This window comes from Streptomyces sp. NPDC001532, assembly GCF_040298625.1.
In the GTDB taxonomy this organism is placed as follows: Bacteria; Actinomycetota; Actinomycetes; order Streptomycetales; family Streptomycetaceae; genus Streptomyces.
In genome coordinates, this window is sequence record NZ_JBEPAL010000022.1 from 14,812 (window position 1) to 30,417 (window position 15,606).

Below are 15,606 nucleotides of genomic sequence, written 5' to 3' on the forward strand. Positions count from 1 at the left end.
CGTTTTCCGGCCACGTCGACCGGGTGATCGCCAGGGTGCGTGGGCCGAACGGGGACGGGCACGCGGGCATCCGCGGGGCGTGTTCACGGCCCGCCGGACGGTCATCAGTCCGACGTGAAAAGTGGGCGCCCGGCACGCGCGGACCGACGTAGCCTTGACGCTCTGTTGCCACTGGCCCGCGACCGGCGAAGGAGCACTGTGAGCATCGCAGACACCCCCGTAGGAACGCCCCCGTGGCGGCTGCTGCTCGGTTACGTCCGACCACACCGCTGGGCCCTGCTGGCGGGCGCGGTGCTCTCCCTGGTCACCGGCGCCACCGGGCTGCTGCTGCCGCTGGTGGCCCGGGAGTTGATCGACGACCTGGCGCACGACCGCACCATCACGGGCGCGTTGCTGCTGATGTCGGCGCTGGTGCTGGCCAACGCGGCGCTGGGGGCGCTCGGTTCGTACGTGCTGCGGCGCACCGCCGAGTCGGTGGTGCTGGGGGCCCGGCGGGCGCTGTCGTCGTATCTGCTGCGGCTGCGGATCGCCGCCGTGGACCGCAGCGAACCGGGTGATCTGATGGCCAGGATCACCTCCGACACCACCCTGCTGCGCGAGGTCACCACCGACTCCATGGTCGGTCTGGGCACCGGCGGGCTCACCCTGGCGGCGACCGTGGTGATGATGGGCCTGGTCGACCCGGTGCTGCTCGGCGTCACGCTGGCCGTGGTGTTCGGCGCGGGCGCGGTGCTCGGGGTGATCGTGCCGCGCATCAACCGGGCGAGCCGGCAGGCGCAGGACGCGGTCGGGGTGATGGGCGCCTCGCTGGAGCGGGTGCTGGGCGCGCTGCGCACGGTGAAGGCGTCGGGCGCCGAGCACCGGGAGGAGCAGGCCCTGCACACCGCCGCCGAGGAGTCGTGGCGCCAGAGCGTGCGGGCCGCCAAGTGGACGGCGGCCGCGGGCAACACCGCCGGGCTGTCGATGCAGATCGCGTTCATCACGGTGCTCGCGGTGGGCGGGGCGCGGGTGGCGACCGGCGCGATCGACATCGGCACGCTGGTGGCGTTCCTGCTGTACGTGTTCTATCTGATGTCGCCGATCCAGCAGGTCGTCGGCGCGATCACCCAGTACCAGACCGGTTCCGCGGCGCTGACCCGGGTCGAGGAGGCGCTGCGGCTGCCCGCCGAGCCGCAGGCGCCGGCGGCGCCGCTGCCGGCGGCCGACGCCGAGCCGGCCGCGCTCGCCTTCACCGACGTCCGCTTCCGCTACGCCGACGACCTGCCGTACGTCCACCACGGGGTGACGTTCGCCGTGCCGCCGCGCGGGATGACCGCGTTCGTCGGCCCGTCCGGCGCGGGCAAGACCACCGTGTTCTCGCTGATCGAGCGGTTCTACGACCCCGAGTCCGGCGTGATCACGCTCGACGGGCGGGAGCTCACCGCGTGGGAGCTGCCCCGGCTGCGGTCCGCGATCGGCTACGTGGAGCAGGACGCGCCGGTGCTGTCGGGCTCACTGCGCGACAACCTGCTGCTGGGCAATCCGGGGGCGGACGAGGACACGCTCACCCGGGTGGTGAAGACGACCCGCCTCGACGGGCTGGTCGCCCGGCTGCCCGACGGGCTGGACACACTGGTCGGGCACCGCGGCACCAAGCTGTCCGGCGGGGAGCGTCAGCGGGTCGCGATCGCCCGGGCGCTGCTGCGGCGCCCCCGGCTGCTGCTCCTGGACGAGGCGACCTCGCAGCTGGACGCGGTGAACGAGGCTGCGCTGCGGGACACGGTCGCCGATGTGGCCCGGACGACCACCGTGCTGGTGGTCGCGCACCGGCTGTCGACGGTGACGATGGCGGACCGGATCGTGGTGATGGACGCGGGCCGGGTCCGTGCGGTGGGCACCCACCGCGAACTCGTGGCCGCCGACCCGCTGTACGCGGAGCTGGCGGCCACGCAGTTCCTCGCCTCGGCCGGCTGAGCGGACTCAGTACGCGACGGCGGGCACGAGCCCGGTCACCGGCGCGACCAGGTCGGTGACCTGGTGCAGCTCTTCGAGCCGGTTCAGCTCGTTGACCTTGTTCAGCTGGGCCAGCTGGGCGGAGGGCCGCGGGAGGGCGTCCTTGTGCTCGGCGGGCAGGTCGCCGACGGCGAGCGAGTCGAGCGTGGCGATCGGGTTGATCTGGTTGGCCGGGGCGTCCGCCACGGCCGCGTTCGCCAGTGGTGCGGCGAGCCCCGTGACCCCGGCGGCGAGACCAACGGCGGCGACGATACGACGTGTTGAGATCATGTCTTCAGCAACGCCGGCCGCCCGGGGACGGACACGGCCGCCCCGTCGCACTCACCCGTCAGGCGGAGCGCGCCGCTGCGCTTGCCGACCCCCGCGGGGCGGGGGAGCCTCGTAGGAGGGGCCCCGCGGCCCGTGGCCGTGCCGGGCCGCACCCCTTTCGAGGAGGTCACGATGGGCACCACCGCCACCCCCGGTTTCGACACCGAGACGCTGCGCCGGGGCATCGAGGGACAGAACGCCTCGACGCTGCTGTCGCTCTACGCGGACGACGCGCGACTGCGTGTGGTCGACCACAACACCCAGCCCAGCCACCCGCGGACGCTGACCGGCCGGCAGGAGATCGGCGAACTGCTCGACGACGTCTACGGCCGCGACATGACGCACAAGCTGGAGGACTGCGTGATCCAGGGCGACCGCGCCGCGTTCAGCGAGTCCTGCGAGTACGCGGACGGCGTCCGGGTGCTGGCCGTGTCGATGATCACGCTGCGGGACGGCAAGATCGTCGAGCAGACCATGATCCAGGCCTGGGACGAGTAGCCGGGCCGCGGCCGGGACGGCACACGGCCTCGGTTACGCTGTCCGGGGCCGTGACTGGCGCTGAGGTGGAGTACCACCGGGGAGCGGCTCCCGTCGAGTCGATGCCGCGCGCCTGGGCGATCCCATCGATCGACCCAGGAGTGGATCATGTCTCAGGCCCGGCTCATGGACGGCACCGCGCTCGCCCGCCGCATCGTCGAGGAGACCGCGAAGCGGGCCGCCGACCTCACCGACCGCACGGGCACGGTCCCGTGTCTGGCGACGGTGCTGGTGGGCGAGGACCCGGCGTCCGTCACCTACGTCAGGATGAAGCAGAACCGCTGCCGCAAGGCCGGTATCGCCTCCCGTCATGTGGCCCTGCCCGCCGCCACGACCACCGAGGAACTGGTCGGCACCCTGCGCGGGCTGTCCGCCGATCCGCAGGTGCACGGCATCCTGCTCCAGCACCCGATGGGCCACCACATCGACGAGCGGGCCGCCTTCGAGGCGATCGCGCCGGAGAAGGACGTCGACGGCGTCACCTTCGCCTCCTTCGCCACCATGAGCTTCGGTCTGCCCGGCTTCGTCTCCTGCACGCCCGGCGGCATCATGCGGCTGCTGGACGAGTACGGCGTCGACCCGGCCGGGAAGCGGGCCGTGGTGGTCGGCCGCAGCGCGATCCTCGGCAAGCCGGCCGGGATGCTGCTGCTCGCCCGGGACGCGACCGTCACCTACTGCCACTCGCGCACCCGTGACCTGTCGGCGGCGGTGCGGGAGGCGGACATCGTGGTCGCCGCGGTCGGGCGGCCCCGGCTGATCCGCGGCCAGGACGTCAAGCCGGGCGCGGTCGTGATCGACGCCGGGTACAACGAGGGCAACGTGGGCGACGTCGACTTCGACTCGGCCGTGGAGCGGGCCTCCCTGATCACTCCGGTGCCGGGCGGTGTCGGTCCGATGACCATCGCGACGCTGCTGGAGCAGACCGTCGACGCGGCGGCACGGCAGCTCGGGGTGTGACGATCGGGTGCGCCCGGCCCGGTACCGCCCCGGCCGGGCCGTCCCGGCGGCATACTGGCCCGCGTGCGAGTGGTGATCATGACGGCGGGTTCCCGCGGTGACGTGGCCCCCTACACCGGGCTCGGCCATGCGCTGCTGCGGGCCGGTCACCAGGTGACCCTGGTGACCCACGGGCGTTTCGAGCCGCTGGTGGCCGGATCGGGGCTGGGCTTCCACGCGCTGCCGGTGGATCCGCGGGCGGAGCTGGAGTCGCCGCGGGGGCGGGCGCTGCACCGCAGTGCGGGCGGGGTCGGCAAGCTGGTGCGGGTGGTGACGATGGCGCGGGCGCTGGTCGGGCGGATGACCGACGACCTGCTCGCGGCGGCCCGGTCCGGTGATGTGCTGCTGCTGTCGAGTTCGCTCGCGCCCCTCGGGCACGCCATCGCGGAGGGGCTGGGCCTGCCGAGCGCGGGGGTGTACCTCCAACCGCTGGCCCCGACACGGGAGTTCGCGCCCTCGGTGCTCGGCGCTGGTTCCTGGGGAGCGGCCGGCAACCTGCTCGCCGGGCACGGGGTCGAGCTGGCCGTGGAGCGGGTGTTCTCGGCGGCCGTGCCGGAGGTGCGCGCCCGGCTGGGGCTGCCCGCCACGACCCCGGGCGCCGCGCGCCGGACCCGGGAGGCGCGTGACTGGCCGGTGCTGCACGGCTTCAGCCCGCTCGTCGTCCCCCGGCCGCGCGACTGGCGGCCGGGTCTCGGCATCGCCGGGTACTGGTGGCCGTACGACCGTGAACCCCGGCTCCCGGCGGAGCTGCTCGCCTTTCTCGACGCCGGTCCGCCGCCGGTCTTCGTCGGCCTGGGCAGCGCGACCGTGCCGGATGCCGCGCGGCTCAGCGCCGAGCTGGTGCGCGCGCTGCGCCGGGCGGGACTGCGCGGGGTGTTCCAGCGGGGCTGGGGCGGCCTCGCGGCCTCGGGGGACGACATGCTGACCGTCGGGGAGGTGCCGCACTCCGTGCTCTTCCCCCGGGTGGCGGCCGTGGTCCACCACGCCGGCGCGGGCACGACGGCCGCCGGGGTGCGTGCCGGGGTGCCCGCCGTGCCCGTGCCCATCCAGTTCGACGCGGGTTTCTGGGCCGCCCGCCTGGTCGCCCTGGGAGTCGCCCCGCGCGCCCTGCCGCTCCGGCGTCTGACCGCCGACGCGATGGCCTCGGCGCTCGTCCGCGCGATCCGGGACCCCGCCTTCCGGGAGAACGCGCGGGCGCTGGCGGCGCGGGTGCGCGCGGAGGACGGGACGGCCGCCGTCGTGGAGACCCTGGACCGCCTCGGCCGCTGACACCGTCGCCGGGCCGGGTGCGGCAGCGGGCACCGGCCGCGTCGACGGAGGCCTCGTCAGGTGTCGCTCTCCCACTCCACCGGCCGCAGGATGGCGAGGAGTTGGCGGACCAGTTCGGCGACCACCTCGTCGAGGGCGGCGTCGACCCAGCCGGCGCTCCAGTCGTGGAGCAGGCCGTTGACGCTGCCGATGAACGCGGTGGCGGGGAGCCGGTAGTCGCGGGGCGCGGCCTCGCCGCGGGCCACGGCAGCCTGGGCCTCGGCGCAGATGAGGTCGACCCAGCGGGCGCGGCGGGCCAGTCGCTGCTCCTCCAGGCGGGGGCTGACGCCGACGATCTCGACGAAGGTGATGCGGACGCGGCGCGGGTCGGCGGTGACGTTCTCGGCGTAGGCGTGGAAGATCGCGGTGACGCGGTCGACCAGCGGGAGCGCCGCGGCGCCGGCCGCGGCGGCCCGGACGGCCTCGTCGGCCCAGTCGTTGACCTGGAGGTGGAGCGCGGCGAGGACGTCCTCCAGGGTGCGGAACTCCTCGTAGAACTGCCGGGTGGAGAGGCCGGCGGCCTCGCTGAGCGCGGCGACGGTCGTGGCCCGGTAGCCCGGCCGGTCGCCGAAGAGCCGGAGCGCGGCGTCGAGGAAGCGGCGGCGGCGCTCGGCCTGCCGTTCCTCGGCCGAACGGCCGCCGTACCGCCCGGTGGGCGCTCTGAGCCTGCCTGCCACGTGCCTCCGTCCTCCGCCGCACTCCGCCGTACTCCGCCGTACTCCGCCGTCGGCCAATTTTGTCGTGTACGCAGTCTTGTGGAGAAGCGCGTCCGATCCTTACTTTCCAGTAAGCCACTCTGAAAGCAGCCGTGTTCAGATCGCAGCACCCCCCACCCACTCCCGACTCCCGGAGGGAGCACTCATGCCTGCCCTCGGCTCAAGACGGCTTGGTTCCGTCGCCGCCGCGTTCGTCCTCGCCCTCACCGCTCCGGCGACCGCCGCCTCGGCCGCCCCGGACACCCCCACCGCCCTGCGGGAGGTGCTGTTCGTCGGCAACAACTGGGACGGCACCGCCGACGTCATCGAGTCCCGCGGCGACTTCGCGCGGATCGCACGGATCGACGTGGTCCCGGACAAGGACCAGCGGATGGCGGAGATCAAGGCCGACCCCATCAAGTGGATCTACTTCATGGGCGTCCGCAACAGCGTCGGCGAGGGGCACGACCAGTTCGTCGACGACATGTACGCCACCCCCGACGGCACGGCGATGGTCGTCTCCCGGCCGAGCTTCGCCGACGTGGTCTCCCTCGACCTGACCACCGGCGCCGTCAAGTGGCGCTTCCCGGTGTCGGGTTACCGCGCCGACCACATGGCCGTCTCCCCCGACGGCACCCGGGTCGCCGTCTCCGCCTCCACCTCCAACACCGTGCACGTGCTGGACATCGAGACCGGCAGGCAGGTCGGCTCGTTCGCCACCGGAGACAAGCCGCACGAGAACGTCTTCACCCGGGACGGCCGCTACATCTGGAACATGTCCATCGGCGAGGTGAACACCGCGCTCGACGCCCCGTGGCTGGACTGGACGAAGGGCAACCGGCGGATCACGGTCGTCGACGCGGCCACCTTCCGGCAGGTCAAGGTGATCGACATGCGCGAGCGCCTGGACGCGATCGGGCTGAAGGACTACTCGGACGCGGTGCGCCCGGCCGCGTTCAGCCCGGACGAGTCGAAGCTGTACTTCCAGGTGTCGTTCTTCAACGGCTTCTTCGAGTACGACGTCGCGAGCGATCGCATCACCCGGACGAAGACCCTCCCGAAGAACCCCGCCACCAGCGAGGACCGCACCACCTGGGTCAACGACTCCCGCCACCACGGCATCACGATGCAGCCCGGCGGCGACAAGCTGTGCGTCGCGGGCACCATGGACGACTACGCGACCGTCGTCGACCGTACGACCCTCCAGGAGGGCCCGCTGGTGCCCGCCGCCAAGCCCTACTGGGCCACCGTCAGCGGCGACGGCAAGTCCTGCGTGATCTCCGAGAGCGGCGCCGACCGGGTCACCGCCATCGACTTCGCCACCGGCGAGAAGACGGTGTCGGTACCGGTCGGCGACCACCCGCAGCGGGTCAGGCAGGCCCGGGTCCCCGCGAACTGGTCCGGTCCCTTGACCGGTTGACCTCCGCCGCCGGGTGACAGTGGTGACGGCGGAGACAGCGGCAACAGCGGAGACAGTGGTGAAGGGGCTCAACCGCCGGTCCTGCGGGTCACGTTGAGCAGGTACTCCTTCCGGTTCAGCGGGTTGTGGTCGGTGCGCGGGCGCTCGGGCGGGGCGACGCCCCGGGCCACCGGCGCGTAGTGGTCGAAGGCGCTGTCCAGTTCGCCCTCGCCCCGGGTGAGTCCCGGCAGCCGCTGTTCCAGGGCGTGCACGCGGGCCGCCGGGACCGTGCCGTCCAGGACGCAGCGCGTCCCGCGGGTCTCGGTGGTCCGCGGCACCGCCCGCAGCGCGGCCAGCACCGGCAGCAGGGCGCCCAGGGTGTCGGCCGGTGCCTCCAGCCGGAACCGGTGCATCGGCTCGTGCACCCGTGTCCCGGCCCGCAGCAGCGCCTCCATCAGGACCAGCGGGGTCAGGCCCCGGAAGTCGGCTCCGGTGCTGGACATGCTCTTGTCGAAGCCCTGGTGGGCGTGGCTCTGGCGCGGTGAGTAGCCGGAGTGGGTCATGGTGACCGTGCAGTCGGGCACCTGCCAGCCGTGCGGGCCCTGGCCCAGGGTCTCGCGCACGGTGTCCTCGACGGCCTTGAAGAAGGCGTACGGCATCGAGCCCAGCTCCACCTCCAGCCGGAAGTCCGTGCCCGCGCCGGCCGGGGCCGGCTCGACCCGCAGGCCGACGGTGGCGAGGAAGGGGTTGTCGTCCTTCTTGTTGAACGCGACCGCCGCGCCCGTGCCCGCCAGGCGCTCGACGCACAGCGGTGTCGTCTCGCGGAAGGTGACGTCCAGGCCGTGGTCGTCGGCGAGGGTCGCCTGGACGACCTCCTTCTGGACCTCCCCGTAGAGGGAGATCGAGGTCTCCTGGCGCACCTCGTCGTGGCGCAGACCGATCAGCGGGTCCTGTTCGGCCAGCTGGGTGAGTGCCGTGTGCAGCGCCCCCCGGTCCGCCGCCCGGACCGGTTCGACGACGGTCTCCAGGGACGGCGGGGCGAAGAGGCGGCGGTCGGTGGTGCGCGGTACGCCGATCCAGTCGCCGATCCGCACCTCCGTGAGGCCCCACAGCCGGGCGATCCGGCCGGCGCCGACCGCGTCCTGGCGGGTGTCGGCGCCCTGGTCGAAGACGTGGACGGCGGTCACCCGGCCCTCCCGGCCCGCGGTGCCGAAACGGATCCGGTCGCGGGTGCGCAGGGTGCCGCCGAAGAGACGCGCGTACGCCACCTTCTCCCCCGCCTGGCCCCGCTCGACCTTGAAGACGGTGCCGGAGACCGGCCCGTCGGGGTCGCCGGCGGCGGTGGGCAGCAGCCGCCTGATGCCGTCGGCGAGCGCGTCCACGCCCGCCCCGGTGATCGCGGAGCCCGCGTACGCCGGGTGGACCAGGCCCCGCCGGGTCTGCTCGGCGAGGGCTTTGCGCAGCAAGACGTCCGGGACGGCGCCGTCGACGTAGGCGGCGAGCAGGTCGTCGTCGTGGTCGGCGAGGACGTCCAGCGCGGCCGGGACGGGGCCCGGGGTGAAGCGGGCCCGCGGGGTGCCGAGGTCCGTGGCGGTGCCCATGGGGACTACGGGCGACGCGAGCCGGTCGGCGGCGGCGCGCAGCACGTCCTCGTAGGCCGCGCCGCGGCGGTCGATCTTGTTGACGAAGAGCAGGGTCGGGATGCGCAGCTGGCGCAGGGTCCGCATCAGCACGCGGGTCTGCGCCTGAACGCCCTCGACGGCCGAGACGACCAGTACGGCGCCGTCCAGCACACCGAGCACCCGTTCCACCTCGGCGATGAAGTCCGGGTGACCTGGGGTGTCGATGAGGTTGACGGTGACGTCGCCCAGCGGGAAGGAGACGACGGCGGACTTGATGGTGATGCCGCGCTGCCGCTCCAGCGCGAGGGTGTCGGTGCGGGTGCTGCCGGCGTCGACGCTGCCGATCTCGTCGATCACGCCCGCGCGGTGCAGCAGCCGTTCGGTCAGACTGGTCTTACCCGCGTCGACGTGCGCGAGGATGCCGAGGTTGAGCAAGTGCACGAGGCGTCATGTCCTTGAGGTGGGGAGCCGTTGTCTGCGGGGTGGACATGGACGCAGTGCGCATTGCTCGCTCCTCTTGGTGCGACGACGGACGGGATGCAGTGCAGCAGAGGCACGGCCCCGGCGGCAACGGATTAACGCAGGGAGCGGAGGGCGGAGCGTGCGGGACATCCTTCCGGTGCTGGGCGGCTGGTACGCGGCCGCGGAACCCTTCGGTCTGGCCACGGTGGTCGCGGTCAGCCGCAGCGCGCCGCGCGACCCCGGCGCGGCGATGGCGGTCGGGCCGGGCGACGAGGTCGTGGGCAGTGTGTCCGGCGGCTGTGTCGAGGGCGCGGTGTTCGATCTGGCGCGGGAGGTGGTGGCGAGCGGGCGGGCACGGCTGGAGACCTTCGGGTACAGCGACGAGGACGCGTTCGCGGTCGGGCTGAGCTGCGGTGGTGAGATCACCGTGCTGGTGCGGCCGGTGAGCCCGGGCCTCGATCCGTCGTTCGGCGCGGTCGCCTCGTCGGTGGCCGAGGGCCGACCGGTGACGGTGGCGACGGTGACGGACGGTCCCGCACCTCGCGGCGCCACGCTCGCCGTGTGGCGTGAGCAGGTCTCCGGCACGCTGGGCGCGAGTGGCCTGGACGCTGCGGTGACCGCCGACGCGCGCGGCGAACTCGCCCTCGGCGCCACCGCCGTACGGCACTACGGGCCGCACGGGGAGCGGCGGGCGGACGAGGTCTCGGTGTTCCTGCACTCGTTCGCGCCGCCGCCGCGGATGCTGGTCTTCGGCGCCATCGACTACGCGGCGGCCGTGGCCCGCATCGGCGCCTTCCTCGGCTACCGGGTCACCGTCTGCGACGCCCGCCCGGTCTTCGCGACGCCGAAGCGCTTCCCGCCCGGTGTGGAGGTCGTCGTCGACTGGCCGGACCGGTATCTGCGGGCCACCGGCACCGACGACCGCACGGTGCTCTGCGTGCTGACCCACGACCCCAAGTTCGACGTGCCCCTGCTGACGGAGGCACTGCGCCGTCCCGCCGCGTACATCGGGGCGATGGGCAGCCGCCGTACCCACGAGGAGCGGGCGCGCAGGCTCGTGGAGGCGGGTGTCGAGCCGGCCGAACTGGCCCGGCTGCGCTCCCCGATCGGCCTGGACCTCGGTGCGCGGACGCCGGAGGAGGTCGCGGTGTCGGTGGCCGCGGAGATCGTCGCGTCGCGCTGGGGCGGCAGCGGGGCGCCGCTGACGGGGACGACGGGGGCGGTGCATCCTCCGGAGTCGGGGAGCTGAACGGACTGAACGGACTTAACGGCGGTCCAATCCGATCCCGTCCGATCCGGGGTCAGCGGGGAGGCAGCCGGTGCAGGGTGACGTCGGTGAGACGGCCGTCGGCCACGGTCGCGGTCATGTAGGTGCAGTGCGGCTGCCGGCGGCGGTCGGTCGGCGAGCCGGGGTTGAGCAGGCGCAGTCCGGACGGGGCGGTGGTGTCCCAGGGGATGTGGCTGTGGCCGAAGACCAGCACGTCGAGGTCGGGGTAGCGGGCGGCGCAGCGCGCCTCGCGGCCCTGGGCGGGCCCGGTCTCGTGGACGGCGCCGAAGCGCAGGCCGTCCAGCTCGACGTGGGCCACTTCGGGGAGCCGGGCGCGCAGGTCGGGGCCGTCGTTGTTGCCGTACACGGCGACGAGCCGGTGGCAGCGCCGCTCCAGCAGGTCGAGGGTGGCGGTGTCGACCCAGTCCCCGGCGTGGAACACCACGTCGGCGCGGGGCAGTTCGGCCAGCAGCGGCGCGGGCAGCTCCCGGGCGCGCTTGGGGAGGTGGGTGTCGCTCATCAGCAGCAGGCGCACGGCCTCAGCGTACGGGCCGCGCCGGGCCGGGGCAGAGCGGCGGCGCCGCCGTGCGGTGCTCGGCGACGCCGGTGGTGATCCTCGGCTCGGCAGGTGTGCCGACTCGTGCTCAGTCCTCGCCCCTGACGATGTTCCACTCCGCCGCGGTGTGCGATGTCTGCGGCCCTTCCCGGTCCTCCACGGCCGACAGGCAGGTGCGCAGGGCCGGTTTCTCCTTCAGCCGACGGGCCCTGGACCATCCGGTCTCGGTGCGCCGGGTGAGGGGTTTCTCGGTGGTCGGCGTGGTCACGGCGTGCTCCCTTCACTGCTGCCGTCCGGGTCCCCGGCGGGATTCCGGGCAAACCCGGCGGCCCGTCAGCTGCCGCCGGTGCCGCCACCTCCGAAGGAGCCGCTGGAGCCCTGGTCCCAGCGGGGCCGCTGCTGGTCCTCGCTGGGGGCGCCGCCGGTGGGCCTCAGCTGGTGCGGGGTGAGCCGTTCGCCCTCGGTCATCTCGTGCGGCTCGCGCTGCTCCCGCGTCTCGTGCACCGGGCCGGACTCGGGCAGCCTCGGCTGCTCCTCGGGACGCGGCGGACGGGCTTCGCGACGCCGCGCCCGGATCCCGAACAGCACGGCCCAGATCAGGAGGGCGGTGATGACGATGCCCGCGACGAGGATGATGGCCATACCGGGCGCGGATTCCGAGGCGGCGGTGACGTAGGCGCTTGTGTTCATGGACGTCGGGTACCCCCTGCCGCCGGGTGAATGAGTACCTTCCTGGCCGGGGCGCTCGGGGAGCTGCGGTGTGGTGCCCGCGCGGCCGGCGACACGGACCGGCCGGTGGCAGCACGGACCGGCCGCGCGCACCGGTCGGCAGCGCGGGCCCGCCGCCACGAGGCGTGCACCGGTCGGCGACGGCACGGGCCGGGCGGCGGCGACGCCGGGCGGGTGACGACGGCACGAGCCGGGCGGGCCGGGCGGCAGCACGGGCCGGCCGACCGGCAGCGGCGTGCACCGGCGGGCAGCGGCGGGCCGGGCGGCCACGGCGGGTGGGCGACGACGACGCGGGCCGGGCGGCCACGGCGGACGGCACGAGCCAGGCACCGGCGGCGGCGCGGGCCGGGCGGCCACAGCGGGCGGCACGAGCCAGGCACCGACGGGCAGCACGAGCCAAGCACCGGCGGCGGCACAGGCCGGGCAGCCACGGCGGACAGCGCGAGCCAGGCACCAACGGGCAGCACGAGCCAAGCACCGGCGGGCAGCACGAGCCAAGCACCGGCGGGCAGCACGAGCCAAGCACCGGCGGGTGGGCGACGAAGGCGCGAGCCGGGCGGGCCTGCTTCGGGCCCGCTCCGGATTTCGCCTCGTGCCTATGTGTGGATGTGAGCCGGCTCGGCGGCGGCGCGGGCCGGACGGGTCGAGCCTCGGCCCAGGGCCGCCCCGCCGCCGCAAGCCCGCCTCGCCTGCCTGCGTGTACGCACGAGCCGGCCGGGCGGCAGCCGAGTCGGCCGGGCCGGGCGTCGGCCCGGCCCGCCCATCCGCCGCGAGGCCGGCTCAGGCTCGCCTCGGGGTCTCCGTGTGCCTACGTGTTCGGCCGGGCCACGCTGATGTCGCCCAGGGCCGAGTCCGGGTCCCGTTCCATCGCCAGGTCGGCGAGCGAGATGATGCCCACCGGGTGGCCGTGGTCGACGACCGGGACGCGGCGTACGGCGTGCTCGCGCATCAGCTCGACGGCGCGGTCCAGGTCCTCGTCGGGCTCCAGCGTGAACAGATCCTCGCTGCACGCCCCGGCGACCGTGGTCTGCTCGGGGTCGCCGCCCTCGCAGATCGACCGGACCACCAGGTCGCGGTCGGTGACCAGACCGCGCAGGGTGTCGCCGTCGGTCACCAGGACGGCGCCGATGTCCTCGTCGCGCATGATCCTGGCGACCGCCGCGACCGAACTCTGCGGCTCGACGGTCACCGGGTCGGCGGTCATGATGTCGCGGACGTGCTGAGTCATGACGTACCTCCCTCTTCGCTCGTTCCGGCCTCCGGGTACCCCTCGCAGGCGGTCCTCGCTCAGGCGTCCAGCGCGATTTCGCTCCAGACCTGCTTGCCGCCGCTGACCGGCACCGTGCCCCAGGCCGCCGACATGGCCTCGACGAGCAGCAGGCCGCGGCCGCCGGTGGCCTCCCAGCCGATGTTGGTGGGCCGGACGGGGGTGCGGGGCGAGGAGTCGGCGACGGCGATCCGCAGCCGGTTGCCGACCAGGGTGATGTCGAGGCGGATCTTGCCGTCGGTGTGCACCAGCGCGTTGGTGACCAGTTCGGAGACGATCAGGAGGACGGCGTCCGTGTGCTCGGCGAGGCCCCAGGCGCGCAGGGTGCGGCTGGTGAAACGGCGGGAGTGCCGGACGGCCTCCGGGACCCGCCAGATGGACCAGCTCTCGCGGCGCGGCCGGACGGCCATGCCGTCGTAGCGGATCAGCAGCAGGGCGACGTCGTCGCTGCGCCGGGCGTTGCCGAGCAGCGCGTCGGCGACCAGGCCGAGGTGGGCGGGGTCGGACTGGGCGAGCTGGTGGGCGAAGCGGTCCATCCCCTCGTCGATGTCGGTGGCGGGCGACTCCACGAGTCCGTCGGTGGTGAGGGCGAGCAGGGTGCCCGGCTGGAGGCGCAGCGGGGTCATCGGGAAGTCGGCCTGGGCGACCACGCCGAGCGGTGGGCCGCCTTCCGCCTCGACGACCACGGTGGAGCCGTCCGGGTGACGCAGCACGGGCGGCAGATGGCCGGCGCGGACGCACCAGGCCATGCCCTCCTCCATGTCGACGTCGACGTAGACGCAGGTGGCGAAGAGGTCGGTCTCCATGTCGGTGAGGAGCCGGTTGGCGTGCGAGACCACCACGTCGGGCGGATGGCCCTCGACGGCGTAGGCGCGCAGCGCGGTGCGCATCTGGCCCATCAGGGTGGCGGCGGCCGCGCTGTGGCCCTGGACGTCGCCGATGACGAGGGCGACGTGGTGGTCGGGCAGCGGGATCACGTCGTACCAGTCGCCGCCGACCTCCAGCCCGGCGGTGGCGGGCAGGTAGCGGGCCACGGCGACCGCGCCGGGGAGTTTCGGCAGCCGGCGGGGCAGCAGCGTGCGCTGGAGCATCGCGACCAGCTCGTGTTCGGCGTCGAAGGCGTGGGCGCGCATCAGGGCCTGTCCGGCGAGCCCGGCGGAGGCGGTGAGCAGGGCGCGCTCGTCGGGGCCGAAGTCGTGCGGGCTGTCCCAGCCGATCAGGCAGGCGCCGGCCATCCGGCCGCCGGCGGGCAGCGGCAGCACGGCGAGGCCGCCGGGGCCGACGTCGGCGAGGGCGGGCTCCAGGGCGGTGCCGGCGGGCCAGATCTGGGCGCGGCCGTCGCGCAGGGCGGCGGCGAGGGTGGGCATGGCGCGGACCGGCGCGTCGGGCCACTCGGTGCGCCACTCCAGCTGCCACAGCTCGGGCCAGGACTCGGGGTCGGGCGGGTCGAGGACGGTGACGACGAGCCGGTCGTGTTCCAGTTCGGCGAGGGCGATGCGGTCGGCGCGCAGCGGGCGGCGCAGCGCGGCGACCACGGCCTGGCTGACGTCGCGGACGGTGCCGGCGGTGGCGAGGGCGGCGGCCAGCCGCTGCACCCGGGCGACGTCGGTGACGTCGGAGCGGTTCTGGGCGGCGTCGACGACGGTGCCGACGAGCCGGGCCGGCTGCCCCTCGCCGCCGGGCAGCAGCCGGCCGCGCAGCCGCAGCCAGCGGGGCGGTCCGGCGGGCCGGAGCACGCGGAACTCCAGTTCGCGCTCGCCGAGGGACATGTGGTCGGCCTCGACGACGGACATCAGTGAGGGCAGGTCCTCGGGGACGGTGAGCCCGAGCAGGGTCTCGACCTTGCCGTCGAAGTCGTCGCGGGTGAGGCCGAACAGGTCGAGGAGGTCGTCGCCGACCTCGACGCGGCCGCTGTCCATGGCGAGGGTGAACGCGTGCGGCGGGAGGTCGCCGCCCTCGGCGTGGGCGGGCAGGACCGGATAGGTGACGGCGTCGGCGATCAGCTCCAGGGAGACGCGCTGTTCGGTGTCGAAGCCGTGCGGGTCCTCGCTGACGGCGAGCAGACAGCCGGCGTCGGCGTCCCGGTGCGCGGGCAGCGCGGCCACGAAGAACTCGCCGGCGGGGGTGCGCCGTGACTCGGAGCGGGCGGCCAGCTCGTCCGGGCCCAGCCAGACCGGCCGTCCGGTGCGGTGGGCCTCGGCGGCCGGGGAGCGCCCGGAGAGCGGGTAGCTGTCGCGCAGCCCGTACATCGTCCGGGGTACGCCCGCCGCCTCCAGCAGGCAGAGCACGTCGCCGTCCTCGTCGGGGACGTAGACGGCGGCGAACGTCGCCCCGGCGAAGACCAGCGCCTGTTCGAGGACGCGGCGCAGCCGTTCGGGTGCGTCCCGGTCACCCAGCAGCGCTCGCAGGGCGATTTCGGCACGCGGCGTTCGCGTTCCGCGTCCCGCAGCGCCCTCAGTGACCACGT

The 15,606-nt window shown here is 74.3% G+C and carries 14 protein-coding genes and 1 riboswitch; of the genes, 6 read left to right on the forward strand and 8 right to left on the reverse strand.

Translation table 11 applies throughout. The annotated features are described in order from the left end of the window. Positions 1–198 precede the first annotated feature (198 nt). Positions 199–1,953 (forward strand): ABC transporter ATP-binding protein, encoded by a 1,755-nt coding sequence (locus tag ABT232_RS20770; RefSeq protein WP_351841948.1) that lies wholly within the window; start codon positions 199–201, stop codon positions 1,951–1,953. A 6-nt stretch (positions 1,954–1,959) separates the two neighbouring features. Here ABT232_RS20770 and ABT232_RS20775 read toward each other — a convergent pair whose 3' ends face one another. Beyond that, positions 1,960–2,262 (reverse strand): hypothetical protein, encoded by a 303-nt coding sequence (locus tag ABT232_RS20775; RefSeq protein ID WP_351841950.1) that lies wholly within the window; start codon positions 2,260–2,262, stop codon positions 1,960–1,962. A 171-nt stretch (positions 2,263–2,433) separates the two neighbouring features. Here ABT232_RS20775 and ABT232_RS20780 point away from each other — a divergent pair, with 171 nt between their 5' ends. From ABT232_RS20780 to ABT232_RS20790, 3 genes are all read left to right on the forward strand, one after another. After that, positions 2,434–2,799, forward strand: coding sequence for a nuclear transport factor 2 family protein (locus ABT232_RS20780; protein ID WP_351841952.1), 366 nt, complete (start codon positions 2,434–2,436; stop codon positions 2,797–2,799). Between the two features lie 40 nt (positions 2,800–2,839). Continuing rightward, positions 2,840–2,924: riboswitch (ZMP/ZTP riboswitch) on the forward strand. A gap of 22 nt (positions 2,925–2,946) precedes the next feature. Beyond that, positions 2,947–3,795, forward strand: a complete 849-nt coding sequence (locus tag ABT232_RS20785) for a bifunctional 5,10-methylenetetrahydrofolate dehydrogenase/5,10-methenyltetrahydrofolate cyclohydrolase (RefSeq protein ID WP_351841954.1) — start codon at positions 2,947–2,949, stop codon at positions 3,793–3,795. A gap of 78 nt (positions 3,796–3,873) precedes the next feature. Next, positions 3,874–5,103, forward strand: a complete 1,230-nt coding sequence (locus ABT232_RS20790) for a glycosyltransferase (protein ID WP_351842153.1) — start codon at positions 3,874–3,876, stop codon at positions 5,101–5,103. Positions 5,104–5,159: 56 nt separating this feature from the next. On the opposite strand, the gene ABT232_RS20795 is transcribed toward ABT232_RS20790, so the two are convergent. Further along, positions 5,160–5,819, reverse strand: a complete 660-nt coding sequence (locus tag ABT232_RS20795) for a TetR/AcrR family transcriptional regulator (RefSeq protein WP_351841956.1) — start codon at positions 5,817–5,819, stop codon at positions 5,160–5,162. Positions 5,820–6,003: 184 nt separating this feature from the next. On the opposite strand from ABT232_RS20795, the gene ABT232_RS20800 reads away from it, so the two are divergent. After that, positions 6,004–7,257, forward strand: coding sequence for a YncE family protein (locus tag ABT232_RS20800; RefSeq protein WP_351841958.1), 1,254 nt, complete (start codon positions 6,004–6,006; stop codon positions 7,255–7,257). 68 nt (positions 7,258–7,325) lie between these two features. Here the strand turns inward: ABT232_RS20800 and ABT232_RS20805 are convergent, their stop codons facing one another. Next, the gene (locus ABT232_RS20805) at positions 7,326–9,299 is read right to left on the reverse strand and encodes a GTP-binding protein (protein ID WP_351841960.1); all 1,974 of its coding nucleotides are present in this window, start codon (positions 9,297–9,299) and stop codon (positions 7,326–7,328) included. A gap of 160 nt (positions 9,300–9,459) precedes the next feature. On the opposite strand from ABT232_RS20805, the gene ABT232_RS20810 reads away from it, so the two are divergent. Continuing rightward, positions 9,460–10,569 carry an XdhC family protein gene (locus tag ABT232_RS20810; RefSeq protein ID WP_351841962.1) on the forward strand — a complete coding sequence of 370 codons (1,110 nt, stop codon included), beginning with the start codon at positions 9,460–9,462 and terminating at the stop codon, positions 10,567–10,569. Between the two features lie 52 nt (positions 10,570–10,621). Here the strand turns inward: ABT232_RS20810 and ABT232_RS20815 are convergent, their stop codons facing one another. The 5 genes from ABT232_RS20815 to ABT232_RS20835 all read right to left on the reverse strand — a co-directional run bounded on the left by ABT232_RS20815 (position 10,622) and on the right by ABT232_RS20835 (position 15,604). After that, positions 10,622–11,122, reverse strand: coding sequence for a metallophosphoesterase family protein (locus tag ABT232_RS20815; RefSeq protein WP_351841964.1), 501 nt, complete (start codon positions 11,120–11,122; stop codon positions 10,622–10,624). 109 nt (positions 11,123–11,231) lie between these two features. Further along, positions 11,232–11,411: a hypothetical protein gene (locus ABT232_RS20820; RefSeq protein ID WP_351841966.1), complete on the reverse strand. Its 180-nt coding sequence runs from the start codon at positions 11,409–11,411 to the stop codon at positions 11,232–11,234. Positions 11,412–11,476: 65 nt separating this feature from the next. Then, complete coding sequence (locus ABT232_RS20825; RefSeq protein WP_351841968.1) at positions 11,477–11,833, reverse strand: DUF6479 family protein; 357 nt, start codon at positions 11,831–11,833, stop codon at positions 11,477–11,479. 847 nt (positions 11,834–12,680) lie between these two features. Then, on the reverse strand, positions 12,681–13,100 hold the full coding sequence (locus tag ABT232_RS20830; RefSeq protein WP_351841970.1) for a CBS domain-containing protein: 420 nt from the start codon (positions 13,098–13,100) through the stop codon (positions 12,681–12,683). Positions 13,101–13,159: 59 nt separating this feature from the next. Then, positions 13,160–15,604, reverse strand: coding sequence for a SpoIIE family protein phosphatase (locus ABT232_RS20835; RefSeq protein WP_351841972.1), 2,445 nt, complete (start codon positions 15,602–15,604; stop codon positions 13,160–13,162). Positions 15,605–15,606 lie beyond the last annotated feature (2 nt).

Coding starts and splice junctions, on each gene's coding strand:
- ABT232_RS20825 (WP_351841968.1), bottom strand. CDS start 11,833: ATGAACACAAGCGCCTACGTCACCGCCGCCTCGGAATCCGCGCCCGGT.
- ABT232_RS20780 (WP_351841952.1), top strand. CDS start 2,434: ATGGGCACCACCGCCACCCCCGGTTTCGACACCGAGACGCTGCGCCGG.
- ABT232_RS20830 (WP_351841970.1), bottom strand. CDS start 13,100: ATGACTCAGCACGTCCGCGACATCATGACCGCCGACCCGGTGACCGTC.
- ABT232_RS20800 (WP_351841958.1), top strand. CDS start 6,004: ATGCCTGCCCTCGGCTCAAGACGGCTTGGTTCCGTCGCCGCCGCGTTC.
- ABT232_RS20775 (WP_351841950.1), bottom strand. CDS start 2,262: ATGATCTCAACACGTCGTATCGTCGCCGCCGTTGGTCTCGCCGCCGGG.
- ABT232_RS20790 (WP_351842153.1), top strand. CDS start 3,874: ATGACGGCGGGTTCCCGCGGTGACGTGGCCCCCTACACCGGGCTCGGC.
- ABT232_RS20785 (WP_351841954.1), top strand. CDS start 2,947: ATGTCTCAGGCCCGGCTCATGGACGGCACCGCGCTCGCCCGCCGCATC.